The sequence below is a fragment of the Actinomadura rubrisoli genome (genome assembly GCF_004349215.1).
In the GTDB taxonomy this organism is placed as follows: Bacteria; Actinomycetota; Actinomycetes; order Streptosporangiales; family Streptosporangiaceae; genus Spirillospora; species Spirillospora rubrisoli.
In genome coordinates, this window is the sequence record NZ_SMKU01000703.1 from 1 (window position 1) to 1,288 (window position 1,288).

Annotated in this window: 2 pseudogenes; both read right to left on the reverse strand. The window is 71.5% G+C overall.

Going from position 1 to position 1,288, the window contains the following annotated elements:
* Positions 1-854: pseudogene (locus tag E1298_RS46960) on the reverse strand (hypothetical protein); the annotation flags it as partial.
* A 45-nt stretch (positions 855-899) separates the two neighbouring features.
* A pseudogene (locus E1298_RS46965) lies at positions 900-1,288 on the reverse strand (ATP-binding protein); the annotation flags it as partial.

Genomic DNA, 1,288 nt, shown 5'->3' on the forward strand with positions numbered 1-1,288 from the left:
CCTCCCGGCTGCTGGGGGAAGGGCTGCTGCGGGACGGGCTGCTGCGGGAAGGGCGGCGCCGGCTGCTGCGGGACGGGCATGCCCGGGTACGGCTGCTGGGGGCCGGGGGCGCCCCACGCGGGTTGCTGCTGCGGCGCCCCCGGCGGGGGCACGTACGGGACGGCCGCCGGGTGCTGCGGCGGGAGGCCCTGGCCGCCGTGGGCCTGCTGCGGCATCATCTGCGGGCCGGACGGCATCGGCCCGCCCGGGGGCAGGGACGCACCCGGATGCGGGTACGCGCCCGGAGGCGGATACGCGCCCTGCATCGCCTGCTGCGGGGCGTACTCGCGGGGACGGCCGGTGAAGAAGCCCGCCAGCGCTCCGAGCCCGGCGAGCCATCCGTACGCCAGGCCGAAGCCCGCGCCGCCGGAGACCGACCTCCAGATGGCCTCGTCCAGCGACCCGTCTGGGATGTCGAGCGTCCACTTGGCCAGGAAGCCGCGGACGATCCCGGTCAGGCCGCCCGCCAGGACGGTGGCCCACCAGCCCACCACCACGGCACCGAAGTGGCCGCGCCGCGGATCGATCGACCGGACGGCCGCCAGCACCAGGAGTGCCAGCAGGACGAGGAACAGCAGCGTGCTGAAGTCGAGTGCCAGCACGTAGTCCCATTCGGTCCTGCTCGAACCGCTGACGCCGGAAACACGCCATGAGGGGAACTCAAGCCAGCCCACCAGCGTTCCGAGGCCCTCGTCGTATTCGAAGTCGGAGTCGTTGATCGCGTCCACGACCCACTGGTTGTCGAACAGCAGGGCGAGCACGATCACGGGAATCACCGCGCCGATCGCCGTCACGAACATCCGCCGCGTCGTCATGGCGGGCAGAGTAGTGCGGTTCTCCTGGCGCCGGTAGGGCCGGGACTACCGCGCGTGTGCGACGGGGAACCGGAACTCGGGGTCGACCTGCGCCTCCAGATCCTCACCCGTCGCCCGGTTGGCCCAACTCCGCGCGTTCTTGACGTGGAACTCCACCGCCTGCCGCTGGAACTTCTCCCAGTCTTTGGTCCGCGCGTCCACCTCGGCGCACATCTGCCCCAACGCCGCCTCGTTCTGCTCCTCCAACACCACACCTTGGCGACCCTGCTCCAACGCCCGCACCGCGCTGGACTGACCCACCCAGGTCAGCAGGTCGTCCCCGACGTGCTCCCGCAGGTAGGCGATGTCGTCGGCGCCCTGCACCTTGTTGCCCACCACCCGGATCGCCACATCGAAATCACGCGCGTACTCGCGGTACTGCCGATACACCCCCA